The 24327-nt window shown below is 65.2% G+C and carries 26 protein-coding genes and 1 tRNA gene; 17 read left to right on the top strand and 10 right to left on the bottom strand.

The window, feature by feature from the left end; all coding sequences use genetic code 11:
* The first annotated feature begins 2 nt into the window (after positions 1-2).
* The 8 genes from GTK01_RS07530 (at position 3) to GTK01_RS07495 (ending at position 7650) form a co-directional block, all read left to right on the top strand.
* The gene (locus tag GTK01_RS07530) at positions 3-1301 is read left to right on the top strand and encodes an MmgE/PrpD family protein (RefSeq protein ID WP_252925258.1); all 1299 of its coding nucleotides are present in this window, start codon (positions 3-5) and stop codon (positions 1299-1301) included.
* A gap of 179 nt (positions 1302-1480) precedes the next feature.
* Positions 1481-2251, top strand: coding sequence for a phosphoadenylyl-sulfate reductase (locus GTK01_RS07525; RefSeq protein ID WP_252925257.1), 771 nt, complete (start codon positions 1481-1483; stop codon positions 2249-2251).
* Positions 2248-3201: a sulfate adenylyltransferase subunit CysD gene (cysD, locus tag GTK01_RS07520; RefSeq protein ID WP_252925256.1), complete on the top strand. Its 954-nt coding sequence runs from the start codon at positions 2248-2250 to the stop codon at positions 3199-3201. Before GTK01_RS07525 ends, cysD begins: the two co-directional genes overlap by 4 nt.
* Before the next feature lie 2 nt (positions 3202-3203).
* Positions 3204-4643, top strand: a complete 1440-nt coding sequence (locus tag GTK01_RS07515; protein WP_252925255.1) for a sulfate adenylyltransferase subunit 1 — start codon at positions 3204-3206, stop codon at positions 4641-4643.
* Positions 4644-4739: 96 nt separating this feature from the next.
* Positions 4740-5516: a molybdate ABC transporter substrate-binding protein gene (gene modA, locus GTK01_RS07510; protein ID WP_371924292.1), complete on the top strand. Its 777-nt coding sequence runs from the start codon at positions 4740-4742 to the stop codon at positions 5514-5516.
* A gap of 5 nt (positions 5517-5521) precedes the next feature.
* Positions 5522-6223, top strand: coding sequence for a molybdate ABC transporter permease subunit (gene modB / locus GTK01_RS07505; RefSeq protein WP_252925253.1), 702 nt, complete (start codon positions 5522-5524; stop codon positions 6221-6223).
* The gene (modC, locus tag GTK01_RS07500) at positions 6220-7296 is read left to right on the top strand and encodes a molybdenum ABC transporter ATP-binding protein (RefSeq protein ID WP_252925252.1); all 1077 of its coding nucleotides are present in this window, start codon (positions 6220-6222) and stop codon (positions 7294-7296) included. The genes modB and modC overlap by 4 nt, the downstream gene beginning before the upstream one ends.
* A gap of 3 nt (positions 7297-7299) precedes the next feature.
* The gene (locus tag GTK01_RS07495; protein ID WP_252925251.1) at positions 7300-7650 is read left to right on the top strand and encodes a winged helix-turn-helix domain-containing protein; all 351 of its coding nucleotides are present in this window, start codon (positions 7300-7302) and stop codon (positions 7648-7650) included.
* 55 nt (positions 7651-7705) lie between these two features.
* On the opposite strand, the gene GTK01_RS07490 is transcribed toward GTK01_RS07495, so the two are convergent.
* Positions 7706-7780, bottom strand: a tRNA-Gly gene (locus tag GTK01_RS07490).
* Between the two features lie 142 nt (positions 7781-7922).
* Between GTK01_RS07490 and GTK01_RS07485 the strand changes: the two genes are divergently transcribed.
* The 5 genes from GTK01_RS07485 to GTK01_RS07465 all read left to right on the top strand — a co-directional run bounded on the left by GTK01_RS07485 (position 7923) and on the right by GTK01_RS07465 (position 10869).
* Positions 7923-8432 (top strand): prolyl-tRNA synthetase associated domain-containing protein, encoded by a 510-nt coding sequence (locus GTK01_RS07485; RefSeq protein WP_252925250.1) that lies wholly within the window; start codon positions 7923-7925, stop codon positions 8430-8432.
* Between the two features lie 42 nt (positions 8433-8474).
* Positions 8475-9431 carry a thioredoxin gene (gene trxA / locus GTK01_RS07480; protein WP_371924291.1) on the top strand — a complete coding sequence of 319 codons (957 nt, stop codon included), beginning with the start codon at positions 8475-8477 and terminating at the stop codon, positions 9429-9431.
* Positions 9432-9516: 85 nt separating this feature from the next.
* Complete coding sequence (locus tag GTK01_RS07475; protein WP_252925249.1) at positions 9517-10188, top strand: LON peptidase substrate-binding domain-containing protein; 672 nt, start codon at positions 9517-9519, stop codon at positions 10186-10188.
* On the top strand, positions 10185-10397 hold the full coding sequence (locus GTK01_RS07470; protein WP_252925248.1) for a Trm112 family protein: 213 nt from the start codon (positions 10185-10187) through the stop codon (positions 10395-10397). Before GTK01_RS07475 ends, GTK01_RS07470 begins: the two co-directional genes overlap by 4 nt.
* 49 nt (positions 10398-10446) lie before the next feature.
* Positions 10447-10869: a metallopeptidase family protein gene (locus tag GTK01_RS07465; protein WP_252925247.1), complete on the top strand. Its 423-nt coding sequence runs from the start codon at positions 10447-10449 to the stop codon at positions 10867-10869.
* Between the two features lie 52 nt (positions 10870-10921).
* On the opposite strand, the gene GTK01_RS07460 is transcribed toward GTK01_RS07465, so the two are convergent.
* The 9 genes from GTK01_RS07460 to GTK01_RS07420 form a co-directional block, all read right to left on the bottom strand.
* Positions 10922-11224 (bottom strand): hypothetical protein, encoded by a 303-nt coding sequence (locus tag GTK01_RS07460; RefSeq protein ID WP_252925246.1) that lies wholly within the window; start codon positions 11222-11224, stop codon positions 10922-10924.
* 264 nt (positions 11225-11488) lie between these two features.
* Positions 11489-11725: a DUF982 domain-containing protein gene (locus GTK01_RS07455; protein WP_252925245.1), complete on the bottom strand. Its 237-nt coding sequence runs from the start codon at positions 11723-11725 to the stop codon at positions 11489-11491.
* A gap of 91 nt (positions 11726-11816) precedes the next feature.
* Positions 11817-13100, bottom strand: coding sequence for a TRAP transporter large permease (locus GTK01_RS07450; protein WP_252925244.1), 1284 nt, complete (start codon positions 13098-13100; stop codon positions 11817-11819).
* 4 nt (positions 13101-13104) lie between these two features.
* Positions 13105-13617, bottom strand: coding sequence for a TRAP transporter small permease (locus GTK01_RS07445; protein ID WP_252925243.1), 513 nt, complete (start codon positions 13615-13617; stop codon positions 13105-13107).
* Between the two features lie 59 nt (positions 13618-13676).
* The gene (locus GTK01_RS07440; RefSeq protein WP_252925242.1) at positions 13677-14666 is read right to left on the bottom strand and encodes a TRAP transporter substrate-binding protein; all 990 of its coding nucleotides are present in this window, start codon (positions 14664-14666) and stop codon (positions 13677-13679) included.
* A gap of 155 nt (positions 14667-14821) precedes the next feature.
* Entirely contained in the window at positions 14822-16666 is a 1845-nt protein-coding gene (gene ilvD / locus GTK01_RS07435; RefSeq protein WP_252925241.1) for a dihydroxy-acid dehydratase, read from the bottom strand.
* Positions 16667-17034: 368 nt separating this feature from the next.
* The gene (locus GTK01_RS07430) at positions 17035-18372 is read right to left on the bottom strand and encodes a TRAP transporter large permease (RefSeq protein ID WP_252925240.1); all 1338 of its coding nucleotides are present in this window, start codon (positions 18370-18372) and stop codon (positions 17035-17037) included.
* Entirely contained in the window at positions 18365-18850 is a 486-nt protein-coding gene (locus GTK01_RS07425) for a TRAP transporter small permease (RefSeq protein WP_252925239.1), read from the bottom strand. Before GTK01_RS07425 ends, GTK01_RS07430 begins: the two co-directional genes overlap by 8 nt.
* Before the next feature lie 111 nt (positions 18851-18961).
* A complete protein-coding gene (locus tag GTK01_RS07420; protein WP_252925238.1) occupies positions 18962-19963 on the bottom strand; it encodes a DctP family TRAP transporter solute-binding subunit in 1002 nt (333 codons plus the stop codon).
* Between the two features lie 237 nt (positions 19964-20200).
* On the opposite strand from GTK01_RS07420, the gene GTK01_RS07415 reads away from it, so the two are divergent.
* Genes GTK01_RS07415 through GTK01_RS07400 form a run of 4 tightly spaced genes read left to right on the top strand, consistent with a single transcriptional unit; the run spans position 20201 to position 24170 of the window.
* Positions 20201-21016 (top strand): IclR family transcriptional regulator, encoded by an 816-nt coding sequence (locus GTK01_RS07415; RefSeq protein WP_252925237.1) that lies wholly within the window; start codon positions 20201-20203, stop codon positions 21014-21016.
* Positions 21017-21033: 17 nt separating this feature from the next.
* Entirely contained in the window at positions 21034-22632 is a 1599-nt protein-coding gene (locus tag GTK01_RS07410; RefSeq protein ID WP_252925236.1) for an acyl-CoA synthetase, read from the top strand.
* The gene (locus tag GTK01_RS07405) at positions 22632-23363 is read left to right on the top strand and encodes an SDR family NAD(P)-dependent oxidoreductase (protein ID WP_252925235.1); all 732 of its coding nucleotides are present in this window, start codon (positions 22632-22634) and stop codon (positions 23361-23363) included. The genes GTK01_RS07410 and GTK01_RS07405 overlap by 1 nt, the downstream gene beginning before the upstream one ends.
* Positions 23364-24170 (top strand): PCC domain-containing protein, encoded by an 807-nt coding sequence (locus GTK01_RS07400; protein WP_252925234.1) that lies wholly within the window; start codon positions 23364-23366, stop codon positions 24168-24170.
* Positions 24171-24327 lie beyond the last annotated feature (157 nt).

Below are 24327 nucleotides of genomic sequence, written 5' to 3'. Positions count from 1 at the left end.
CCATGACACTGACCCGCGAACTCGTCCGGCTGATCCGCAACAAGCCCGTCACCGATGCCGACCTGGAGCGCGCCGCCGGCTTCGTCGTCGATACGCTTGCCTGCGCGCTCGCCGCGCGGAAAACGGTTCCGGCCCGGGCGATTTCGACGCTGTCCTCATGGTCGACGCAGGACGCGGGCCGCCGGGCGTTCTATTTTGGCGGGCTGGCGCACATTCTCGAGCTCGACGACCTTCACCGCACCTCCGTCACCCATCCAGGCACCGTCGTCGTCCCCGCAGCGGCCGCCTTGGCCGAAACGATGCAGGCGAGCGGCCGCGATTTCCTTCTTGCGGTCCTTCACGGTTATGAGGCCTGCTGCCGGGTCGGCAACGCCGTCGGCAAGGCGCATTACCGGGTCTGGCATAACACCGCGACCTGCGGCACGTTCGGGGCGGCGATGGCTGCTGCCCATCTCCTCGACCTCGACGAGGACCAGGCCGTATGGGCGCTCGGCAATGCCGGCACACAATCGGGCGGTGTCTGGGAGTTCCTGTCGGCCGGCGCGATGAACAAGCATCTGCATACCGCGCGTGCGGCCGAATCCGGCGTCATTGCCGCCCTCCTCGCGCGCCAGGGGTTCACCGGAGCCGACACGATTCTGGAAGGCGAGAAAGGCTTCTTTGCCGCGTTTTGCCCGGACTCCGTTCCCGAGGCCGTGCTCGCCGATCGGCAAGGGCCGTGGGAACTCGTCCAGACCTCGATCAAACCCTGGCCGTGCTGCCGTCATACGCATCCGGCGATCGACGCTGCGCTTGCGCTCCATGCACGGCTTGCCGGCGCTCCGCCCGAGGAAATCCGGGTCGAGACCTATCGCGCGGCGCTGGACGTGTGCGACCGACCGGAGCCGACCGAGCCCTATGGCGCGAAATTCTCGCTCCAGCACTGCGTCGCCGAGGCGATCCGCACCGGGGCAGTCACCACCGCCTCCTTCGATGGCGAGCACCGCGACGCCGCGCGGCAGCTTCGCGGCATCACCGCGCTCGCCGTCGATCCGAAGATCGAGGCGGCCTATCCCGACGCATGGGGCGCAAGTGTTAAGGCAAGGGTCGGAGGCGAGTGGCTCGAGGAACGCCGCGCGGCCTGCAAGGGCGATCCGGAAAACCCGCTCGACCGGGAGGAGCTGACCGTCAAGGCCGTCGAACTGCTCGGCCTTGCCGGCTTCGACGCCGCCGCAGCTCGCGAGCTGATCGACGGGGTCTATGCGCTGGCCGACCGCAATGCGCCCGTCTCGGTCTTCTCCGAAGTGTTTTCGGCAATCTGAGTCGTTCGACAAACCATCCGCTTCGCCTTCAGGCAGCGCGCGTCGAGGATCTTCCCCCGCCCATTTGAGGCCGCGAATTGCGCGGGCGCGGCGAAACGGGTTCGAATTTGCTCGCTTGCGCGGCAAAATGAGAGCCTGTTTCCTGTCGCGGCGCGCTTTGATCCCGCATCTTTGCGGTCATGACGCATATATCTGCCCCGATAGGCGACCTCGCCGGCGAACTTGCCTCCCTCGATCTGGAAGCGCGGCTCCAGCGCGTGGCGCGTTTTGCCGGCCGCAAAGTCTTCACGACGTCGCTTGGTATCGAGGACCAGGCCATCACGGCCGCCATCGCGCGCTCGGGTACGGCGGGCTCGATCGAGATCGTCACGCTCGACACGGGCCGGCTCTTCGACGAGACGCGCGCGCTGATCGAGGAGACCGAGAAGCGCTTCGCCCTCGCCATCGAGCGCTATCGTCCGGCTCCGGTCGACGTGGAGGCCTTTCGACAGCTCTACGGCCTCAACGGCTTCTATGACAGCGTCGAGGCGCGCCATGCCTGCTGCGACATCCGCAAGCTGCGACCGCTCGCGCTGGCGCTCGACGGGGCTGCGATCTGGATTACCGGCGTCAGGCGCGGCCAGTCCGGCGCGCGCGCCGATACCCCGCTCGCCGAATGGGACGACCAGCGCGGGCTCCTGAAAGTGAACCCGCTCGCCGACGTCACGCTCGAAGCCATCCGCGCCTATGCGCAACGTCACGAAATCCCGCTCAACCCGCTCCATGCGCGTGGCTACCCCTCGATCGGCTGCGAGCCCTGTACCCGTGCGATCAAGCCGGGCGAGCCCGAACGTGCCGGCCGCTGGTGGTGGGAACAGGACCAGACCCGCGAATGCGGTCTCCACGTCAAGGACGCCGCCGCGCCGATCACCCCGATCTCCTCCCCGAAAGTGCAAGTGCCCGCCACATGACCGCAGCCACAGCCCGCCTCCAGAGGACCGACGACAGCATCCGGTCCAGCCGCCTTTCACCCCATATCAAAGCGCTCGAGAACGAAGCGATCCACATTTTCCGCGAGGTCGCGGCCGAGTTCGAGCGGCCGGTGATGCTCTATTCGGTGGGCAAGGATTCCTCCGTCCTGCTGCACGTCGCGCGCAAGGCATTCTGGCCCGAGCCGATTCCGTTTCCGCTGCTCCACGTCGATACCGGCTGGAAGTTCTCGCAGATGATCGCGTTTCGCGACCAGACCGCGCGCGACCTCGATCTCGACCTTCGCGTCCACACCAACCCGCGCGGCGCGGCCGAGGGGCTGAGCCCGCTCAAGCACGGCTCGTCCTACTTCACCGAAGTGATGAAGACCGAGGCGCTGCGTCAGGCGCTCGACGCCGGCCGCTTCGACGCGGCCTTCGGCGGCGCGCGGCGCGACGAGGACGCCTCCCGCTCCAAGGAGCGGATCTTCTCCTTCCGCTCGCCGGACCATCGTTGGGATGCCCGCAACCAGCGGCCGGAGCTCTGGAATCTCTACAATGGCCGCATCGCCCGCGGTGAAAGCGTGCGCGTCTTTCCGCTGTCCAACTGGACCGAACTCGACGTCTGGCACTACATCAAGTCCGAAGAAATCCCGATCGTCGATCTCTATTTCGCCAAGCGCCGCCCCTTCGTGCTGCGCGACGGGATGATCATCCTCGCCGAGGACGAGCGGTTGGAACTGTGGCCCGGCGAAGTGCGTCAGGAAGGGTCGATCCGCTTCCGCACGCTCGGCTGCTTTGCGCTCTCCGGCGGCATCTTCTCCGAGGCCGCGACAATCGACGACATCATCGACGAGATCACCACCGCGACCGTTTCCGAACGCCAGGGCCGAGCGATCGACCGGGACGAAGCGGGCTCGATGGAAAAGAAGAAGCTCGAAGGATATTTCTGACCATGAGCCTCGAAGCCGACATTCAGCAGCTCGAACCCGAATTCGAGCGCGAAGCCGACCCTGCCGCCCAACAGCCCGAAGCCGGGCGCCGTCTGCGCTTTCTCGTCTGCGGCAGCGTCGACGACGGCAAGTCGACGCTGATCGGCCGCCTGCTCTGGGATACCAAGTCGGTCGCCGAGGATCACCGCGCCGCGCTGATCGCCAAGGGCTCGAAGCAGAACGATCTGTCGCTGCCGGATTTCGGCCTCCTCCTCGACGGACTCAAGGCCGAACAGGAACAGGGCATCACCATCGATGTCGCCTATCGCTATTTCCAGACACCGAGGCGGGCCTTCATCGTCGCCGACACGCCTGGTCACGAGCAGTACACGCGCAACATGGCAACCGGTGCCTCGACCGCGGATCTCGCCGTACTTCTCGTCGACGCGCGCGCCGGCCTTCTCGAACAGACGCGCCGCCACGCCGCCATCGTCCATCTGATGGGCATCCGGCAGGTCGTGCTCGCGGTCAACAAGATCGACCTCGTCGGCTATGACCGCGCCGTTTTCGACGATATCGAACTCGAGTTCCGCGCCTATGCCGCCCGCCTCGGCGACATGGCGATCACCGCCATCCCGCTTTCCGCGCTGAAGGGCGAGAACATCGTCTCGCCAGCGCGCGCGAACCTTGAGTGGTATTCAGGCCCGACACTGATCGAGGCGCTCGAAGCGGCACCTGCGGCGAAGTCTTCCCGCCTTTCCTTCCGCATGCCGATCCAGCGCGTCTCGCGCCCCGGCGAGAGCTTTCGCGGCTATCAGGGCACGGTCGCGGCCGGCGCAGTCGCGGTCGGCGACCGCGTCGTCGTTGCGCCGTCCGGACAAACCGTCTCGGTTGCTCGCATCGTCACCTTCGACGGCGACGTGCCGCGCGCCGAGGCCGGAGCGGCCGTCACGCTCGTCTTCGACCGCAAGGTCGACACCGCGCGCGGCGATGTCCTGACCGCAGCCGATGCCACACCGCTTGCCGGCCGCGATTTCACCGCGACGGTCGTCACTCTCCAGCCGGACGGGCTCAAGGACGGCGCGCGCCTCTGGCTCAAGGCTGCCGGCCGCATGAAGCGCGTGCGTGTCGCTGTCGACGAGGCCTATGTTCTCGCCGCCGGGCACTGGTCGAAGTCCAGCGCGCTGCCCGTCAATGCCATCGGCCGGGTGCGTCTGCGATTCGATGAAGAGGCGATCTTCGACCGCTTTTCCGATTGCCGCGACACCGGCGCTTTCATCCTGATCAGCCCGCAGACCAACAACACGGTGGCCGGTGGCATGATCGCCGACCTCGCGCAAGCTGCGAGCGACGGGCAGGAGCAGGTGACGCTGGCGCTGCCGCGCGACCTCGCGGAGTTCGTCCTTGGGCTGCCCGCGGTCAAGGCGAGGCGCGCGGAGATCGAGGTCCTGCCGGACCGCTGATCCGTCCGGACATATCGACAATCATCTGGCCAGCGGTTTAGGGCCTTGCATGGCGGGCATCGTTATGCTCACCTGAAACCATCGCTATTTCAGGGAGTGCTTTTGATGCGACGAATCCTTGCTGCCGTGTCCATCGCTCTGTGTGCCCTCGTCATGCCAGCGAGTGCGCAGGAGCCGGTAACGGTGTTCGCTGCCGCCAGCCTGAAGAATGCGCTCGACGCGATCAATGAGTCATGGTCGCAGGAAGAGGGCAGGACAGCCACGATTTCCTATGCCGGCAGCTCCGCGCTCGCCAGGCAGATCGAGGAAGGCGCCCCGGCCGATCTTTTCATCTCCGCCGATCTCGACTGGATGGCCTATCTGTCCGAACGCGCGCTGATCGATACGCAAAGCGAGCGGCGTCTCTTGGGCAATCGCATCGTTCTCGTCGCTCCGGCCGATGCGACGACCGAGCTTTCCATCGCGCCCGGCTTTGACCTTGCCGGGGCTCTCGGCGACGGGCGGCTTGCCATGGCCAATGTCGACGCCGTGCCCGCTGGCCGCTACGGCAAGGCCGCGTTGGAAACGCTCGGCGTCTGGGACAGCGTCGCCGACAAGGTCGCGCAAGCCGAGAATGTGCGCGCCGCCCTCCAGCTCGTCGCCCTCGGCGAGGCTCCGCTCGGCATCGTCTACCAGACCGACGCGACCGCCGAGCCCGATGTGCGCGTCGTCGGCACCTTCCCCGAAGACAGCCACGACCCGATCGTCTATCCCGCCGCGCTGACCACCGGGGGCGCAAACACTGACGCCGCCGCGTTCCTCGATTATCTGCAGGGCGGTGCAGCGCGCGCGATCTTCGAGGAGCAGGGCTTCACCGTGCTTGCCGGCGACTGACCGGAATGGAGTGGCTGCAGCTTTCGCCCGACGAATGGACAGCGGTGCGCCTGTCGATCTGGGTCGCGAGTTGGGCGACAGCCGCTAGCCTGCCGTTCGGCATCCTCGTCGCCTACGCCCTTGCCCGCTGGTCCTTTCCCGGCAAGGCTTTCCTCAACGGCCTCGTCCACTTGCCGCTGATCCTGCCGCCGGTCGTCACCGGCTATCTGCTTCTCCTCGCCTTCGGGCGGCGCGGCCCGCTCGGCCAGTTCTTCGAAACGGTCTTCGGGCTCGTCTTCTCCTTCCGCTGGACCGGCGCCGCGCTTGCCGGCGCGGTCATGGCGTTTCCGCTGATGGTGCGGGCGATACGGCTCTCCATCGAGGCGGTCGACCCCAGACTCGAACAGGCGGCGGGCACGCTTGGCGCCCCTCCGGCCTTCATCTTCGCCACCGTGACCCTGCCGCTCGCCCTGCCCGGCATCATCGCCGGCACGATCCTCGCCTTCGCCAAGGCGATGGGCGAGTTCGGCGCGACGATCACCTTCGTCTCCAACATACCCGGCCAGACGCAGACGCTGCCTTCTGCCATCTACACCTTCACGCAAGTGCCCGGTGGCGACGCGGGCGCGATGCGGCTGACGCTCATCGCTGTCGCCGTCGCCATGGCCGCGCTCGTCGCAAGCGAAATTCTGGCGCGCCGCGTTTTGCGCCGCATGGAGGGCGCATGAGCCTCGAAGTCGCGCTGCGCCACAAGCTGGGTGCGTTCGCGCTCGACATCGCGTTTAGCTCGCCTGGCGGGCTGACGGCGCTCTTCGGCCCGTCCGGCTCGGGCAAGACGTCCGTCATCGACATGATCGGCGGGCTGATGCGCCCCGAATCGGGCCGCATATCCACGGATGGGCGGGTTCTGGTCGACACCGCGACGGACACGTTCCTGCCTGCCCACAAGCGTCGCATCGGCTACGTCTTCCAGGATGCGCGCCTCTTTCCGCATCTCACCGTGCGCCAGAACCTCACTTACGGCCGCCGCTTCGTGGCCGGCGCCGAGCGCTATGGCGATTTCGACGAGACGGTCGCGCTCTTGGGCATCGGCCATCTGCTCGATCGCAGGCCGGCGAAGCTTTCGGGCGGCGAGAAGCAGCGCATCGCGATCGGCCGCGCACTGATTGCAAGTCCCCGTCTGATCCTGATGGACGAGCCGCTCGCCTCGCTCGACGACGCCCGCAAGGCCGAGATCGTGCCGTTCATCGAACGCCTGCGCGACGAGGCCCGCGTGCCGATCGTCTATGTCAGCCATTCCGTCGCCGAGGTCGCGCGGCTTGCGTCCGACATCGTGGTTCTCGATCGTGGCCGCGTCAGCGCTGCGGGGCCGGCGCGCGACATCCTTGCCGGGCTGGACCTCCTGCCTGGCGCAGCGGGTGACGAGGGCGGTTCGCGTCTCCTTTTAAACTTCGCGCGCCTTGATGCCCAAAGTGGCCTGTCCCTCTTTCAATCGCCCGCCGGCAACTGGCACCTGCCGCCATCCGCCCACCGGCCCGGCGACCGCGTGACAGTATTCGTCAAGGCGTCCGACATCCTTCTCGCCACGAAGCCGCTCGAAGGCATCAGCGCGCTCAACGTCTTTTCAGGCCGCGTCACCGCGTTGCGACCAACCCGCGCGCATGAGATTCTGGTCGATCTCGACTGCAATGGAGATCTCCTGACCGCGCGAATCACCCGCCATTCGGCCGAGCGCCTCGGTCTTTTCGAAGGCATGGCCGTCCAGGCCATCGTCAAGACCGTCCGTCTCAAGGAGAGTTGAGCCATGATCGGCGCGCCGCGTCTGAGCCTGCGCATCGACCTGCCGCCGAAGGGGCGGATCGGGCCGGGCAAGATCGCGCTTCTGGAACATATCGCAGCAACCGGATCGATTTCGGCCGGCGCGCGCGAGATGAAGATGTCGTATCGCCAGGCGTGGTCGCTCGTCGAGGAACTGACGCAGCTTTTCGGACGGCCGGTCATCGTCGCGCAAAAAGGTGGATCGGGTGGCGGTGGGGCGGAACTGACGCCGCTCGGCCTCGCCCTCGTCACCCGCTACCGAGCGGTTGAGCGCGCCGCGGCGACCGCCGCGCAGGCGCATCTCGACGCCATGGTGCGCGAGATCGACGAGAACTGACGCCTCGAAACGACAAAAGCCGCGGACGAGCCGCGGCTTTTTGGCATGTGACAAATGGAGCGGGTGAAGCGATTCGAACGCTCGACCCCAACCTTGGCAAGGTTGTGCTCTACCCCTGAGCTACACCCGCTCGCAACCGGCGTCAGCCGGGAACGGGGCTTATATGGCCGAACTCGATTGTGATTGCAACAGGGAAATATCTCCCGGTGAGCTTTCGCAACGGAGCCTCGGCAGCTATGAGGACGCTTTGCGATCCCGCCACGCGAGCGCCCATGACCAAGACAGTTGACGACCTCTTCGGCATGCTGGCCGAACTCGGCATCGACGTCACGACCGTCGAGCATCCGCCGCTCTTTACCGTCGGCGAATCGCAGTCGCTGCGCGGCCAGATTGCGGGCGGGCACACCAAGAACCTGTTCCTTAAGGACAAGAAGGACCGGTTCTTTCTCGTGACCGTGGAGGAAGAGGCCGAGGTCGACTTGAAGCAGATCCATCGCATCATCGGCGCATCGTCGCGCGTCTCCTTCGGCAAGCCCGAGAAGCTGATGGAGTATCTCGGCGTCATTCCCGGAGCGGTCACCGCCTTCGGCGCGATCAACGACACGGGAAGCAACGTCACCTTCGTGCTCGATGCCACGTTGATGGCGCACGAGACGATCAACGCCCATCCCCTCGTCAACACCGCGACGACGTCGATTCGTGCCGACGATCTCATCAGGTTCCTGCGCGCCACCGGACATGAGCCGCTGATCTTGAATGTTTCGACGGTTTCGCCACATTGACGGCACGCCGCACGCCCGCTTCTTTTTGAAAGGACAGTTCCCATGCACCGCGATCCCGTCCGACCCGCCTTTGCCGCTTCAATGGAAGGGGGCGCCGGTCTCGTCGGCGGCTCAGTCGCACCGGCCGAGGGGCTGATCAAGGACACCACAACCGCATCCTTCAGCGCCGACGTCGTGCAGGAATCGCGCAAGCAGCCGGTCCTCGTCGACTTCTGGGCGCCGTGGTGCGGGCCTTGCAAGCAGCTGCAGCCGGCGCTCGAAAAGGTCGTCAAGGCCTCCAAGGGGCGGGTCAAGCTCGTCAAGATGAACATCGACGAGCATCCCTCGATCGCTGGGCAACTGGGTATCCAGTCGATCCCCGCCGTCATCGCCTTCAAGGACGGCCAGCCGGTCGACGGCTTCATGGGTGCGGTGCCGGAAAGCAAGATCATCGAGTTCATCGATAAGGTCGCGGGCCCGGGCGGGGCGGGCGCCGCCATCGAGGACGCACTCGCCGCCGCCGCCGACGCGCGCAAGTCGGGCGACCTTCAAGGCGCGGTGGGCATCTATTCGGCCGTGCTTGCCGAGGAACCCGGCCACCCGCAGGCGAGCGCCGCGCTTGCGACGCTTCTCCTCGACGCCGGCCAGAAGGACGACGCGCTCTCGGTTATCGAGCAGGTTCCGGCCGACAAGGCCGGCCATGCCGACATGCTGGCGGTGAAGGCGCGGCTCGATCTCGATAGCCAGGTCGCCGGCCTCGGCGACCCTGCGGCGCTCGAACAGCGCCTTGCCGCCGACCCTGCCGACCACGAGGCGCGCTTCGACCTTGCCCTCATCCAGAATGCGCGCGGCGACAGGGCCGCTGCCGTCGATTCGCTCCTCGCCATCGTCAAGGCCGACCGTGAATGGCGCGAGGATGGCGCGCGGGCGCAGCTCCTGAAGTTCTTCGAGGCCTGGGGCATGACCGATCCGGCGACGCTTGCCGCGCGGCGCAAGCTCTCCTCGGTGCTCTTCTCCTGATCGTCCCCACCCTTGAGCTTCACCGCCGCTGCACCACATAGAACCCTGAACCGGGACCGGTTCGGGGCAATCCAGGGAGCAGGCCGTGCAGGCGGGTAACGCACGCTATCGCAGCGCAAAGGACATTCCGGAACTCGTGCCGGTCTTTCCGCTGGCGGGCGCCCTCCTTCTGCCGGGCGGGCGCATGCCGCTCAACATCTTCGAGCCGCGCTATCTGGCGATGGTCGACGCGATCCTGTCGAAAGGCCGGGTGATCGGAATGATCCAGCCGGCGCTCGACGGCGCGCTGCGCGACGATGGCGAGCCGGAATTGTGCGAAGTCGGTTGCCTTGGCCGGCTGACCTCCTTCGCCGAGACCGGCGACGGCCGCTACCTGATCTCGCTGCAGGGCGTATGCCGGTTCCGCCTGGACCACGAGGCGAATGTCAAATCCGCCTACCGGCAGTGCCGCATCCTGCCGTTCATCACGGATCTCGACGAAGCTTCGGATACGAGCGAACTCGATCGGCCGGCGCTTTTGCGTGCCTTCCAGGCTTATCTGCAGGCGAACGATCTGGAGGCCGACTGGGATTCGATCCGTCGTGCGGGAAACCGGTCTTTGGTCAATGCGCTGTCAATGATGGCACCGTACGGCGCGGCGGAAAAGCAGGCGCTGCTCGAGGCGCCGGACCTGAGGACGCGCGCCGAGACGCTGATCGCGATCACCGAAATGGCGCTTGCCCGGGACGGGGATCTTGGCGGCGGCAGTCTCCAATGACGGTCTCGGTGCCGGCCAGAACGCGCGCGACCGACCCGAAGCTCCTGGAGCTTCTCGTCTGTCCGTTGACCAAGGGCAGCCTGACCTATGACGAGTCCCGGCAGGAGCTCGTCTCGCGCCATGCGCGGCTTGCCTATCCGATCCGCGACGGCATCGCGGTCATGCTGCCTTCCGAAGCGCGAACGCTGGAAGATGACGAACAGCGCTGATTCGCCCTGAGGGCTCGAAATCCCTCGATAAAGGTTCTATATGGCGCCCATGGGCCGCATCTACAAAACGCGCGCCTGGCATGATCAGCTCTCGCCGTCCCTGGAAGAGTTCGAACTGCTGGCGCTGGAAACCTACGCACATTTGCCGGAAACCTTCAGGCAACTGACCGGCGAGATCGTCATTCTCATCGCCGAGTTCCCGACCGACGAGATCATGGACGATCTGGCGCTCGAAACGCCGTTCGACCTGCTCGGCCTGTTCGAGGGCAGGGGCATCGCCGAGCGCTGGAATCCCCAATCGGGCGACGGTCCGAATCGCATCACCCTCTATCGCCGCGCCATCCTGGACTACTGGTCCGAAAACGAGGAAACGCTTGGCGACATCGTCAGCCATGTCCTGATCCACGAAATCGGCCATCATTTCGGCCTGTCGGACGACGACATGGAAAAGATCGAGGAAAACGCAGACTGACTTTTTTGCGGCCGGACGGTTTGGTCCCGGTTCGCAAAATTGCGGCCGGACCTTAGTCACCGACGGCCAAGGCTGGCCTTGGAACGGGCGTCCTGCGCGGCTGGTCGACAGGCATCGACACGGGTGCGACCGGTTTTGGTCCCTGTCTGACCGAAGCCTTGGGCAGCGCCGCGCGCTGGACGTTCGCCGGCTTCTTCTGCGCGGGCCTTTCGATCATCGTCGGCTTCAACTGCGCGTCGTGCAGCCTGCGCGCAGCATCGTCTCCCAGCCAGAACCAAGCCCCGCCCGCCAGCGCCGCAGTCAGCATGCCGGTGACGATCCATTTTCCGATCTTGGATTTCCTGCGCCGTGCCATCCGTGCATTGTCGCCGCCGACCCTTAAGAGCGGGTAAGCGCCGATGGGGTTTGCGCGCACAAAAAAGGCCCGCCGGGGGAGGAGGTCCGGCGGGCCGATTTCTCGCGACGCGGGAGGAGGTGCGTCGCGCAAGTCGGGGGATCGGGGAGGAGGTCGATCCCGTCGACACTCCAAATCTAGGCATTTCGATTTATTTCGACAAACGAAAAAATTGCATGGAAGCCATGCAGAATTATCCGCGACAATCTGTCAGGGCAGGACCGCTCAGGCGCCGAGGCGCGATTCGTCCACGGCCTGGACGAACATCGAACGTGCAAGTTGCGGTGATGTCTCGCCCTTGACCGCGCTGCGGCAGGCGCGATTGGCAGCATGATACCATTTGCCGCGCGTTTCCGGCCAGGATTCGGCCAGCGTCTGGGCCGCCTGCATGGCGTCGCGAATTTCGAGCAAACGATCTCCGGCGCGAAGCACTACCGGTTCTGGAAACTGGACATCCGTCATGACGCCTCCTCGCGCATTTCACGCTTTATGACAGACAAACTCTTTCCGTGATATTAAGTTCCCGTCAAGATGGCAAAAGATTGACGGAATCTTAAAATCCGCTGGCGCGTGGTGCCCAGGTCGATATCGCCGGGATGAATGTGATGAGCAAAAGCACCACCAGGTGAGCAAGGAGAAAGGGCGGCATCTGGCGGACGAGACGGCTGACCTTCAGGTCGACCGCCGAGGACACCACGAACAGCAGGCTTCCCACCGGCGGCGTGATCAGCCCGATCGTGAGGTTCAAGATGACGACGACGGCGAAATGGGTCGGGTCGATGCCCAGCGTCGTCGCGATCGGGGCGAGGATGGGCACCAGCACCATCACGCCGGGAAGCGGGTCCATGAAGAGCCCGAAGGCGAGCAGCAGCACGTTGACCGCCAGCAGGAAGACGATGGGCGACAGTTCCATTGCGATGATGGCGGCGGCAAGCGTCTGCGGCACGCTCTGGATGATCAGCACCCAGGCGAAGGCGCGGGCAGCCGCAAGGATCAGCAGCACGGAGACGCTGACCAGCGCGGCGCGCAGGATGATCTCCGGCAGGGCACGGATTTTCAGCGTGCGATAGAAGAACATGCCGCAAAGCAGTGCATAGAACACAGCGACGACGGACGCCTCGGTCGGCGTGAAGACCCCGAAGCGGATGCCGCCGATGATGATCACGATCAGGAGCAGGGCCGGAATGGCGTTGATCGTGGTCTTCACCATCTCGCGCACCGGCGGGCGGGGCTCGTCGCTCTTGTATCCACGCTTGCGGCTGATGAAGAAGTTGGTGGAGCAGAGCGCCAGCGCGATCAGGATGCCCGGCACGATGCCGGCGACGAATAGCCCACCCACCGACACCTCCTGCACCTGCAGCGCGTAGATGATCATGATGATCGATGGCGGAATGATCGGGCCCATGACGGCCGACGAGGCGGTCAGCGCGCCAGCATAGGCCTTGTCATAGCCGCTCTTCTCCATCATCCGCGTCATCATCGCGCCGGGACCGGCGGCGTCCGCGAGCGCGGAGCCGGAAATGCCGGAGAACATTGCCGAGGAGAGGACGTTGGCGTAGCCGAGCCCGCCGCGCAGATGGCCGACGAACTGGGCTGCAAAGCGCAACAGCACCATCGTCATCGCGCCGCCTGTCATCAGTTCGGCCGCGAGGACGAAGAACGGCACCGCCATCAGCGGGAACGAGTCCAGCCCCGAGAACATCTCCTTCACGATGACGAGCATCGGATAGTTCGATCCGAAGGCGACTGCGAGGAAGGCCGAGATCGCCAGCACGAAGGCGATCGGAAAGCCGAGGACGAGGAGGATCAGGAACGAGGAGAAGAGGATGGTGGTCATCGGGTCAGCCGCCGGCAGCCGAATTTTGGTCCACGCCTGCGATGCGGTCGAACGCGTTGTCGCCGATGAAGCGGCGGGCGATGAACAGGAGGTGGACGGTCATCAGCGCGAAGCCGATCGGCATCGCCGCATAGATGGCCGAAAAGGGGATGCGGGTCGCCGGCGTCATCTGGAAGCGCATGCGCAGCGCGTAGGAATAGCCGACCCAGATCATCACTGCGAAGAAGATCAGGAGGCCGATGACGATCAAGGCCCGCAAGGCGCGCTGCGGGCGGTCAGGCACAGCGTCGTGCAGATTGGTGATGGCGACCAAGCCGCCGGTGCGAAGCGCCAGGCCGGCGCCGAGGAAGGTCATCCACACCATCAGGTAGCGCGCGACCTCTTCGGCCCAGACGATGGAGAAATTGGTCGTGTAGCGCAGCGACACATTGGCGAAGACGATCGCCGACATGGCGGCGAGAATCAGGACGAGCGCCCATTTGTTCGCCTCGACGAAGATCTTTTCGACGGTCCGCATCCGCATTCTTCCAGGAGCGAGGAAGGGCCGGCGAAACCGGCCCTTCGTTTCGGCAGGCTTTACTCGACGGCGGTGATCTTTTCGATCAGCGCGCGATCGTACTGGCCGTAATACTGCTCGTAGGCGGAAGCGAGCGCTTCCTGGAACTCGGCCTTCTGTTCGTCAGACAGTTCCCCCACTTCCATGCCCGCGGCGCGAAGCTCTTCGACGCCGCGTGTCTCGACCTCGTCGACGAAGCCGCGCATGGCGGTCACGGCCTCGGTCGCGCCCTTGGTGAACGCGGCCTTGTCCTCGTCCGACATGCTGTTCCACAGGTCGGGCGAGACCAGGAGCATGGCCGGCGAATAGACGTGGCCCGATAGCGTCAGGTGCTTTTGCACTTCGGAGAGCTTGGCTGAAGTGATGACCGAGAGCGGGTTCTCTTGCCCGTCGATCGTGCCCTGCTGCAGCGCGCCGATCACTTCGGGCCAGGCCATTGGCGTCGGGGCGGCGCCCAGCGTTTCGAAGGCGGTGATGTGGACTGGGTTTTCCATGGTGCGCAGCTTCAGGCCGGCCATGTCGTCCGGACCGTCGATGGCGCCGCGATTGTTGGTGATGTGGCGAAAGCCCTGTTCACCCCAGGCGAGTGCGATCATGCCGGCATCCTCGAACTTGGTCAAAAGCGCGTCGCCGACCTCGCCGTCCATCACTGCGCGGGCATGTTCGAGGTTGCGGAACAGGAAGGGGATGTCGAACACGCCGGCTTCCGGGACGAAATTCGACAGCGTGCCGGAGGAGACGATGGTTGCCTCGACCGTGCCGATCTGCAGGCCTTCGAGCACTTCGCGCTCGCCGCCGAGGCCGGAGGACGGGAAATGGGTGAAGGTGTAGCGGCCGTCGGTCTCGGCTTCCACCACCTCCTGCCACTTGTTGGCGGCGACGCCGTAATGCGAATCGACCGCGAGCGCGTAGCCCAGCTTCACTTCGGTCTGCGCCAGCGCCGAGCCGGCGAGAAGTGAGCCGGCGAGTAGCGCGGTCAGGCCCGCAAGGCGGGTTTTCGTCAGGTTCATGCTTTCATTCCTCCCGGTTTGGCGGCGCGGCCGCTGCGGCCACGCCATCGTCTTGAAACTTCTGCCGCGCGAACTCCTCCCGCGCGGGTCGAATGTCCGGTCCAGCCGTTGGCGAACGTCCTCACAAAAGGAAAGTCGCCCGCAGCTTGCCTTGGTCAGTCGATATCCGGCACCTGCCGCACCGCGCCCTTGGCCGCGCTCGTCGCAAAGGCGGCATATGCCTTCAGCGCGGGCGTCACGTTGCGCTTGCGCTTTTCGGCCGGCTTCCAGCCGGCCTCGGCCTGCGCCTTGCGGCGCGCCTCGAGTTCGGCGTCATCAACGGCCAGGTGAATGGTGCGGTTCGGGATGTCGATCTCGATCCGGTCGCCCTCGCGCACCAGCCCGATCGTCCCGCCCTCGGCCGCTTCCGGCGAGACGTGGCCGATCGAAAGGCCGGAGGTTCCGCCCGAAAAACGGCCGTCGGTGACGAGCGCGCAGGCCTTTCCGAGCCCCTTCGACTTCAGATAGCTCGTCGGGTAGAGCATTTCCTGCATCCCCGGCCCGCCGCGCGGCCCCTCATAGCGGATCACAACCACGTCGCCCGGATTGATCTTGTTGGTCAGGATCGCGTTGACCGTGTCGTCCTGGCTTTCGAAGACTCGGGCGGGGCCCGAGAACTTCAGGATCGACTCGTCGACGCCGGCGGTCTTCACGATGCAGCCGTCGAGCGCGACGTTGCCTTTCAGAACGGCCAGCCCGCCATCTTTCGAGAACGGGTGCTGCGCATCGCGGATCACGCCGTTCTCGCGGTCGAGGTCGAGTTCGTTCCAGCGCGCGCTCTGGCTGAAGGCGACCTGCGTCGGCACGCCGCCGGGTGCGGCGGAGAAGAGTTCGAGCGCGGCGGGATTGTCGGTAACGGCGATGTCCCAGCGATCGATCGCGTCGCCCAACGTGCGCTCGTGCACGGTCGGAAGCTCGCGATGGATCAGCCCCGCGCGGTCGAGTTCGCCGAGGATCGCCATGATGCCGCCGGCGCGGTGCACGTCTTCCATGTGCACGTCCGACTTCGCCGGCGCGACCTTCGACAGGCACGGCACCTTGCGCGACAGCCGGTCGATGTCGTCCATCGTGAAGTCGATCTCGCCCTCATGGGCGGCGGCGAGGATGTGCAGCACGGTGTTGGTCGAGCCGCCCATGGCGATGTCGAGCGCCATCGCGTTCTCAAACGCGCCTTTCGACGCGATGTTGCGTGGCAGGGCAGCGGCGTCGTCGTTCTCGTAATAGCGCTTGGCGAGCCCGACGATGCGCTGGCCGGCCTCGAGGAACAGGCGCTTGCGGTCGGCATGGGTGGCGAGCGTCGAGCCGTTGCCGGGCAGCGACAGGCCGAGCGCCTCGGTCAGGCAGTTCATGGAATTGGCCGTGAACATGCCCGAGCACGAGCCGCAGGTCGGGCAGGCGGAGCGTTCGATCACCGCCACGTCTTCGTCCGACATCGTGTCGTCGGCGGCAGCCACCATGGCGTCGACGAGATCGAGCGCGTGGATCTTGCCGTCCGAGAGCTTCACCTTGCCGGCCTCCATCGGCCCGCCCGAAACGAAGATGGTCGGGATGTTGAGGCGCAGCGAGGCCATCAGCATGCCGGGCGTGATCTTGTCGCAGTTGGAGATGCAGACCATCGCGTCGGCGCAATGCGCGTTGACCATGTACTCCACCGAGTCGGCGATGATCTCGCGGCTGGGCAACGAATAGAGCATGCCGTCATGGCCCATCGCGATGCCGTCGTCGACGGCGATCGTGTTGAACTCCTTTGCGACGCCACCGGACGCTTCGATCTCGCGCGCGACGAGCTGGCCGAGATCCTTCAGATGGACGTGACCCGGCACGAACTGCGTGAACGAGTTGACCACCGCGATGATCGGCTTGCCGAAATCGCCATCCTTCATGCCCGTCGCGCGCCACAGGCCGCGCGCACCGGCCATGTTGCGGCCATGGGTGGTGGTTCTGGAACGATAGGGGGGCATCAGCGTCTCCTCATCGCGCGGCCCGGCAACGAAACATCATCGTTGTGGCTGCGCACGGTCACAATCTTGCGTCGGCGCCGTTCATAAAGGCGAACGCGCGCGAGTGCCACCCCGAAGAACGGGCGGCGGCGACTGGAATCTGGGCAAAAAAGAAGGCCCGTCGGGGGAGGAGATCCGACGGGCCTGATTTCGTGCGGTGCGGGAGGAGGTGCACCGCAGTCATTGTCTCGGGCCAGGGAGGAGGTTGGCCGTTGACAATCCGAAGATAGGCAGCACCCCCGGATTGTGCAATGCAACAAATTGCATGGCAGCCATGCATTTGCGCCTGCGTCGTTTTGGCATGGCTTCCAACTCATTGGAAACACTCGCTACCGCAGGGCATCGACCAGGAACTGGGACATCTGCGGAACAGCCGCAATGATCGCCAGGCCGATCGCGCAGGTGATGAGGAACGGCAGTGCACCATAAGCGATCCGCTCCAGCGGCAGCTTGGTGATGTTGGCCGCGACATAAAGATTGATACCCACCGGCGGCGTGAAGAGGCCGATGGCAAGGTTGACCATCACGAGCACGCCGAACCAGACCGGATCCCAGCCGAGTTCGCGCGCCACGGGCAGGAAGATCGGCAATGCGATGAACATGATGGTGATCGCGTCCATGAACATGCCGGCGATCAGGAGGATCAGCATGATGACGGCGAGGATGACCCACGGATTGTCGGAAAGGCCGAGCAGGGCTTCCGAATACTGTCCGACGAGGTCGTCCACGGTCACCACCCAGCCGAAAAGGCTGGCATAGGCGACGACGAGCATGACGACGGCCGACGACGCGCTCGCCGCTACCGTCGCCTCGTAGAGCTTGGAGACGGTCAGCGTCCGGTAGGCGAAGCCGCCGACGAGGATTGCGTAGACGGTGGCGACGATCGCCGCTTCCGTCGGCGTGAAGGCGCCCGAATAGATGCCGCCGAGAATGACGACCGGCGTCACGAGACCCCAGAACGAATCGCGGAAGGAACGCCACAGCCGCTGGCCATAGCCGAGGCCGGCATCAGGCATGGGCATCAGCGCCTCGACGCTCGGGCTGCCGCCCGCCGGCGCCTGCCTTTTCGCGAAGGGCAGCGTGGCAAGCATCAGGAGGCCGAGGAACAGGCCGGGAATGATCGCTGCGATGAAGAGCTGCGAGATCGAGGTCTCGGCGATGACGCCATAGATGACGAGACCGATCGAGGGTGGGATGACGATCGAGAGCGCCGCGCCCGTGCACACGAGGCCGGCGGCAAAGGAGCGCGAGTAGCCGTCCTCGTTCATGCCCTTGATGATCAGGGGGCCGATGGCCGCAACGGAGGCGGGCCCGGAGCCCGAAACCGCACCCCAGAACAGGCACACGACGGTGCCGACGACGCCCATGCCGCCCGGCAGGCCGCCGATCAGCACGCGAAAGAAGCGGATCATGCGCTCGGCGATGCCGAGCGAGCCCATCAGCGTTCCGGCGAGGATGAAGAAGGGGATGGCGAGCAGCGAGAATTTGGCGATGCCGGTCGCGATGAGGTCGCCGACGAGGTCCAGGCCAAAGCCCAGCTCCCACATCGCATAGATCGAGGACAGGCCGAGCGCGAAGGCGACCGGCACCTTGAGGAACAGGAGCAGGAAGAAGACGAGCACCATCTGGGTGCCCGCCCCCATGTCGATGCCGATCATCTCAGCCATTTGCCGCCTCCGGTTCCCCGTGGCCGTACCAGGCGTCGCGCGCATATTGCAGGTAGCGGATCAGGATCAGCGCAAAGCCGAAGGGCAGGCCGACGCTGTAGTACCAGGCCGGGATCTGGAGCGCATAGGAGCGGATGCCGCTCGACATCTGGTTGGTCACGAGTTGCCAGCAGAACCAAGCGGACAGCGCCAGCAAAAGCGCGGCCAACAGCGTCGCCAGAGCGAGGATGGCCTTGCGGACGGGCGCGGGCAACAGGTCGTAGATGAGCGTGACGGCCAGATGGTCGCCGGTGCGCGCCGCGATCGCCGCGCCGAAGATCGTCAGAAGCAGGAAGCCGTTGGTCAGGAGTTCCTCGGACGCGGCCAGCGAATAGCTGGTCAAGTAGCGCACGACCACGTTGACGAAGCCGAGCGCGGTCATCGCTGCGAAAATTGCCACGCAGACGATCTTCTCGAAATCACGCAGGATGAATTTCATGCGCTCGCTCTCGGTTTGCAGGTCTGAAATGGCCGCAAGTTTCCAAGGTGCCCTGTGCCCGGCAGGGTGGAGGGAGCGCCACCAGGCGCCTCCCTCCGGGCGATGCCGGCATCAGTTCGCGGAGATCGCGTCCTGGAAGGTCTGCACCAGTTCCGGACCGACCTTATCGGCCCAGGTGTCGAAGGCGGGCTTGGTCGCTTCGCGGAAAGCCTGCAGTTCGTCGGCCGACGGCTCGTAGATCTCCATGCCCTCGGCGCGCAGCGTCTCGAGGCCCTTCTCGGTGTCCTCGCGGGTGATCTGCTTCTGGTAGGCCATCGCTTCCGTGGCCGCCGCCTGCATCTTCTCCTGCATCTCGGCATCCCAGGAATCCCAAAGCTGCTTGGAGACGCCAAGGAAGACCGGATCGTAGGAGTATTTCCAGGTTGTCAGGTACTTCTGCACTTCGTAGACGCGCTGCGGGATGATCACCGCGCCGATGGGGTTTTCCTGGCCGTCGACCACGCCCTGCTGCAGCGCCGTGAAGGTTTCGGTCCACTGCATCTGCTGCGGGTTTGCGCCGAGTGCGTTCATCACGTCGATATACATCGGGCCGGCGACGCGCATCTTCAGGCCCGCCAGATCGTCCGGCTTGGTGATCGGCCTCTTGCTGTTGGTCACTTCGCGAAAGCCGTTCTCGCCCCATGCCAGCACGACGATGTTGTGCTTGAGCATGATCTCTTCCATCGCATCGCCCGGTGCGCCGTCGACGGTGGCGTCCACTTCCTCATAGGAGGAATAGAGATAGGGAAGTGAGAAGACTGCCATCTGCGGCTCGAGCGGCGTCACGTTGATCGCCGAGGTCATGACGAAGTCGATGGCGCCGCGGCCGACCATCTCTGCCTGGCGCATCTGGTCGCCGCCCGAAAGCTGCGCGTTCGGAAAGGTGCGTATGTCCGTCTCGCCGCCGGTTGCCGCCTGAACCAGCTCGTTGAACTTCTCCGCGCCGCGATGCCAGGTCGTCGTATCGCCGGTGTTGTGCGACAGGCGCAGCGTCTCGGCCGATGCGGCCGACATCATCGCGAGGCCCGCCAGGACCGAGGTGAGCGCGGTCGCGCCCGTCTTCAGGAAGTTCATCTTCAATCCTCCGTTGAATCGACCCCAAATGTCGGCCTGCTCTCTCCCGCCGGCATAAGGGTCCACAATATGGATCACGACATTTTGTCGCAAACGATGTGACGATACGGATGCAGCGGCAGATTGCAAGGCAATTTCGCAAACTCATGCGGCTGGCTTTACAGACAACGGAGACCTGACTAGGCTGCCTATCCATGATGTGGACCGCAAATATGCGCGGGACAGGAGGAGCATCGGTTGGATTTCAGCGGAGCCCAGAGCGTTGACCGTGCGCTCGGCCTTCTGGCACTCGTGGGCCGGCATGCGGGGCGCGGGGTCGGCCTCTCGACGCTGGTCGAGGAGTCGGGCCTCAACAAGCCGACCGCCCGCCGTCTGCTGCTCGCGCTGATGCGCGCCGGCTTCGTCGAGCAGGATGAGGCAACGCGGCGCTACTATCTCGGCGCGGAATCCTATGTACTCGGCTCACTCGCCGCGCCCCGCTACGGGCTCCTTCAGTTCGCCATGGACAGCGTCGTCCGCCTGTCGCGCCAGACGCAGGATTCCGCCTTCGTCTCGGTGCGCCGCGATCTCGTCTCCGTATGCCTGCACCGCGAGGAAGGCACCTACCCGGTGCGCACCCATGCGCTGCAGACCGGCTTCGAGCATCCGCTCGGCTGCGGCGCGGGCTCGCTCGCGATCCTCGCCGCATTGCCCGACGCGGAAATCGAAACTGTGCTGGAAGCGAATGCGCCGGTGCTGGCTGCGAGCTATCCGCTCTATCCGCCCGAACGCATCCGCGCCGACGTCGCCGCGACGCGCGCGCGAGGCTACGCCCTCAATCCGGGCCTGATCGTCGCCAATTCGTGGGGCGTCGGCGTCGCGATCCGTGACCGGTTCGGCCGCGCGATCGGGGCGCTTTCCATCGCCGCGATCGACACGCGCCTCCATCCGCCTCGCCAGGCCGAGATCGGCGCGCTGCTGGCGGCCGAGGCGACGCGCGTGGAACAGAAGCTCGCGCAGCGCCAGTCGGTCTACTTCACGCCCGTTCCCGAGACGCCCCGCAAATCCGCATGAGCCTTCAGGATATCCCCATGAGACCCGTATCCACCCGCGCTATGAACCTTGCGAACTTCCTTGCCCAGTCCGCCCGGCGGCATCCCGACGAGATCGGCTTCGTGTGGCGCGATGAGACGTGGAGCTGGGCCCGGATGCAGGCCCGCGTCGAGTCCTTTGCCCATGCGCTCGCGAGCGAGTTCGGCATTCGAAAGGGCGACCGTGTGCTGGTCCAGTCGGCCAACAACAACCAGATGTTCGAGTCGATGTTCGCCTGCTTCCGCATCGGCGCGGTCTGGGTTCCGACCAACTACCGCCAGTCGCCCGACGAGGTCGCCTATCTGGCAAAGGCGAGCGGCGCCGTGGGAATGATCTGTGCCGCGTCCTTCGCCGGGCATGCGAAGGCGGTGCGCGAGCAGGTAGCAGACATGCGGTTCTTCATCGCCATTGGCGATGCCAAATTCGGCGAAGACTATGACGCCATCGTCGACCGCCATGCGGGCCAAACAGTTCCGATGGCCGTTGTCGACCGCGACGATCCGTGCTGGTTCTTCTTCACCTCCGGCACGACCGGCCGTCCCAAGGCGGCGGTCCTGACCCATGGACAGATGGGGTTCGTGGTCACCAATCATCTGTGCGACCTGATGCCGGGAACGACCGACCAGGACGCCTCGATCGTCGTCGCGCCGCTCTCGCATGGCGCGGGCGTCCACCAGCTCGCGCAGGTTGCGCATGGCGTAAAGACGGTCCTGCTGCCGACCGACAAGCTCGACGTGCCCACCGTCTGGCAGCTCGTCGAAAAATGGAAGGTGTCGAACGCCTTCACCGTGCCGACCATCCTGAAGCTTCTCGTCGAGGACCCGTCGGTCGACCGTTTCGACCATTCCTCGCTGCGCTACGTCATCTATGCCGGAGCCCCGATGTACCGGACCGACCAGATCAGGGCGCTGGAAAAGCTCGGGCCGGTCATCGTCCAGTATTTCGGCCTCGGCGAAGTCACCGGCAATATCACGGTCCTGCCGCCCGCTCACCATTCGGCCAATGACGCGGTCGCACGGATCGGCTCCTGTGGCTTCGAGCGCACCGGCATTCAGGTCGAGATCCAGAACGAAGAGGGGCAGGCGGTCGGCGCCGGAGAGACCGGCGAGATCTGCGTCGTCGGCCCAGCCGTCTTCGCCGGCTACTGGGACAATCCGGAAGCCAACGCCAAGTCGTTCCGCAATGGCTGGTTCCGCACCGGCGATCTCGGCCACATGGATGAGCAGGGCTTCGTCTACCTCACCGGTCGCGCCTCGGACATGTACATTTCCGGCGGTTCCAACATCTATCCGCGCGAGATCGAGGAGAAAATCCTGACTCATCCGGAGATTTCCGAAACCGCCGTCCTCGGCGTTCCCGATCCGATGTGGGGCGAAATCGGCGTTGCGGTCTGTGTCGCCCGCGCCGGCGCGGATCCGAGGACCATCGACATGCGGTCCTTCCTGGAGCCGAAGATCGCGCGATACAAGATGCCGAAGCTCTTCGTCTTCTGGGACGAAATGCCGAAATCGGCCTATGGCAAGATCGCCAAGAAGATGATCCGCGAGGAGCTGGAGAAGCGCGGCGACCTTGCCCCCCTGACGGCGAAGGCAAGCTGATGGCGGGCGCGGTCTTCATCACCGGCGGCGCGTCGGGCATCGGCTTCGACACCGCCGCGATCCTCATCGAGCGCAGCATTCCCGTCTTTCTGTTCGACCTCAGCCAGGACGCCATCGATGCGGCCTGCGCCAAGCTCGGCCCGAGCGCTTCGGGGCTGGCTGGAAGCGTTGTCGAAGAAGCGGATGTCGAAAAGGCCTTTGCCATGGCCGGGCCGCTCGTCGGCGTCGTCAACTGCGCCGGCATCGGCATGGACAGGCCCGCCATCGAAACGGAAGTCGCCGATTTCCGGCGCATCGTCGACGTCAACCTGACCGGCTCCTTCATCGTTGCGCGCGGCGCCGCGCGGCAATGGATCGCGGCCGGCTTTCCGGGTTCGATCGTCAATATCAGCTCGGTTTCGGGCCTCACGGGCAACAAGGGCCGCGTTGCCTACGGCTCGTCCAAGGGTGCGGTCAATCTGATGACCATGATCATGGCGACCGAACTCGGCCGGGATGGCATCCGCGTCAACGCCGTCGCGCCGGGTCCGGTGGACACGCCGCTCGCCCGGTCCATTCACACCGACGACGTGCGCCGCCAGTGGAGCGAGCGCGTGCCGCAGGGGCGCTACGGCCAACCGCGCGAGATCGCGCAGGCGGTGGCCTTCCTGCTGTCGGACGAGGCGAGCTACATCAACGGCCAGGTGCTGGCCGTCGATGGCGGCTTCGTCAATGCCGGGCTGGCGGTCTGAATGCGCACGATACGCCAGCCCGGACCCGTGGCAGCGGCGCGCGCTCTTGCCGTGCCGTGCAGCGTCGAGCCGGTCGAGTTGCATCTGAAGGCCGGGCTGACGATCAACGACGCGATCGCGCAAGCGCATGGAATGGAAGGCTTTTCCGGCTATCTCGACCTGTCCGGCGTGCCGCTTGCACCGCTCGACTACGTCATCCCCGGTGAGGCGCCGGATGCCGATCATGTCGCTTGGTATTCGCAAACACATTCGCTTGATAAGGCGACCATTGAACGGGCCGGCGCCATCGTGGGAACGCGCGACGGCGCGCCGTTCCTGCACTGTCACGGAGAGTGGGCGGGGCGGATGGGCCACCTCCTTCCGCTCGACAGCATCGTTGCCTCGGACTGCGTCGTCACCGGGCTGAAAATGGAGGGCGCACGGTTCGCGGTGGAGGAGAACTCCGAGACCAATTTCCGATTATTCGCTCCGAAACGGACTGAAACTACCGCGAAACCGGATGGTTTTGCGCTCGTTCTGCGCCCGAATGAGCCCGTTCTAGATGCCATCGAGGCGGTTTGCGCCCGAAATTCGGTCGAACGAGCCCGGATTTTCGGGGTCGGAAGCACGATCGGCGCGCGGTTTGCGGACGGGTCCGAAGTCGCCTCCTTCGCTACCGAGGTCCTCGTCACCGATGGTCGGTATGAGAACGGACGCTGCGATCTCGACATCGCCATCGTCGGGCTCGACGGCGCGGTGCGCCATGGCCGGCTTGCGCGCGATGTCGCCGTTCTGATCACGTTCGAACTCGTCGTCCACGCGGTCTGAAAACTTCCTCAGGAACATTGTCCCGCGCTTCGCTGTTTAGTCCCTCGAAGCAGGCATGGCGCGTGTCAATCGGGCGCGACGGTACCGGGGAACAAGGCGATTTTCCCAATTTCCCGCCTTGGCCAACGAAACGGCAGACGAGCCTCTATCCCGTCCG

The organism is Aliihoeflea sp. 40Bstr573, assembly GCF_024105655.1.
GTDB lineage: Bacteria > Pseudomonadota > Alphaproteobacteria > Rhizobiales > Rhizobiaceae > Aliihoeflea.
Note: the sequence above shows the minus strand (reverse complement) of the source record. Positions and strands in the feature narration are given on the sequence as shown.

Coding starts and splice junctions, on each gene's coding strand:
- GTK01_RS07530 (WP_252925258.1), top strand. CDS start 3: ATGACACTGACCCGCGAACTCGTCCGGCTGATCCGCAACAAGCCCGTC.
- GTK01_RS07525 (WP_252925257.1), top strand. CDS start 1,481: ATGACGCATATATCTGCCCCGATAGGCGACCTCGCCGGCGAACTTGCC.
- cysD (WP_252925256.1), top strand. CDS start 2,248: ATGACCGCAGCCACAGCCCGCCTCCAGAGGACCGACGACAGCATCCGG.
- GTK01_RS07515 (WP_252925255.1), top strand. CDS start 3,204: ATGAGCCTCGAAGCCGACATTCAGCAGCTCGAACCCGAATTCGAGCGC.
- modB (WP_252925253.1), top strand. CDS start 5,522: ATGGAGTGGCTGCAGCTTTCGCCCGACGAATGGACAGCGGTGCGCCTG.
- modC (WP_252925252.1), top strand. CDS start 6,220: ATGAGCCTCGAAGTCGCGCTGCGCCACAAGCTGGGTGCGTTCGCGCTC.
- GTK01_RS07495 (WP_252925251.1), top strand. CDS start 7,300: ATGATCGGCGCGCCGCGTCTGAGCCTGCGCATCGACCTGCCGCCGAAG.
- GTK01_RS07485 (WP_252925250.1), top strand. CDS start 7,923: ATGACCAAGACAGTTGACGACCTCTTCGGCATGCTGGCCGAACTCGGC.
- trxA (WP_371924291.1), top strand. CDS start 8,475: ATGCACCGCGATCCCGTCCGACCCGCCTTTGCCGCTTCAATGGAAGGG.
- GTK01_RS07470 (WP_252925248.1), top strand. CDS start 10,185: ATGACGGTCTCGGTGCCGGCCAGAACGCGCGCGACCGACCCGAAGCTC.
- GTK01_RS07465 (WP_252925247.1), top strand. CDS start 10,447: ATGGGCCGCATCTACAAAACGCGCGCCTGGCATGATCAGCTCTCGCCG.
- GTK01_RS07460 (WP_252925246.1), bottom strand. CDS start 11,224: ATGGCACGGCGCAGGAAATCCAAGATCGGAAAATGGATCGTCACCGGC.
- GTK01_RS07455 (WP_252925245.1), bottom strand. CDS start 11,725: ATGACGGATGTCCAGTTTCCAGAACCGGTAGTGCTTCGCGCCGGAGAT.
- GTK01_RS07450 (WP_252925244.1), bottom strand. CDS start 13,100: ATGACCACCATCCTCTTCTCCTCGTTCCTGATCCTCCTCGTCCTCGGC.
- GTK01_RS07445 (WP_252925243.1), bottom strand. CDS start 13,617: ATGCGGACCGTCGAAAAGATCTTCGTCGAGGCGAACAAATGGGCGCTC.
- GTK01_RS07440 (WP_252925242.1), bottom strand. CDS start 14,666: ATGAACCTGACGAAAACCCGCCTTGCGGGCCTGACCGCGCTACTCGCC.
- ilvD (WP_252925241.1), bottom strand. CDS start 16,666: ATGCCCCCCTATCGTTCCAGAACCACCACCCATGGCCGCAACATGGCC.
- GTK01_RS07430 (WP_252925240.1), bottom strand. CDS start 18,372: ATGGCTGAGATGATCGGCATCGACATGGGGGCGGGCACCCAGATGGTG.
- GTK01_RS07425 (WP_252925239.1), bottom strand. CDS start 18,850: ATGAAATTCATCCTGCGTGATTTCGAGAAGATCGTCTGCGTGGCAATT.
- GTK01_RS07420 (WP_252925238.1), bottom strand. CDS start 19,963: ATGAACTTCCTGAAGACGGGCGCGACCGCGCTCACCTCGGTCCTGGCG.
- GTK01_RS07410 (WP_252925236.1), top strand. CDS start 21,034: ATGAGACCCGTATCCACCCGCGCTATGAACCTTGCGAACTTCCTTGCC.
- GTK01_RS07405 (WP_252925235.1), top strand. CDS start 22,632: ATGGCGGGCGCGGTCTTCATCACCGGCGGCGCGTCGGGCATCGGCTTC.
- GTK01_RS07400 (WP_252925234.1), top strand. CDS start 23,364: ATGCGCACGATACGCCAGCCCGGACCCGTGGCAGCGGCGCGCGCTCTT.